We start from the raw sequence: 274 nt of genomic DNA on the forward strand, positions 1-274 counted from the left end.
GGAATATTTCCGGCTTGCTAATGCCTTCCCCCGCGCTGTCTACAATCACAAATAAATCACAGGACAACTCAACATTTAATTGCCCGTCGCTGTTTGCAGCAGGATCCCAGCCATTTATCGTAAAATACACCGCCGGCGTCACCAGGCCTGTGAATTTTGATGTTGTCCTTTCAGGGTAAGCATCGGCATCACGCACCCAGCCAATTTTTTTTAAAGACTCAATAACCGCGTCGTGATAACCCGCAATCATTAAAGGCTTCGCCATATCACACTC

General features: G+C 47.1%; 1 protein-coding gene. It reads right to left on the reverse strand.

What is annotated here, in order from left to right; genetic code table 11:
- Positions 1-274 (reverse strand): hypothetical protein (locus MJX74_RS21580; protein WP_240225078.1); only part of this gene is annotated, 274 nt, incomplete at both ends.

This window comes from Rheinheimera hassiensis (assembly GCF_022436675.1).
In the GTDB taxonomy this organism is placed as follows: Bacteria; Pseudomonadota; Gammaproteobacteria; order Enterobacterales; family Alteromonadaceae; genus Alishewanella; species Alishewanella hassiensis.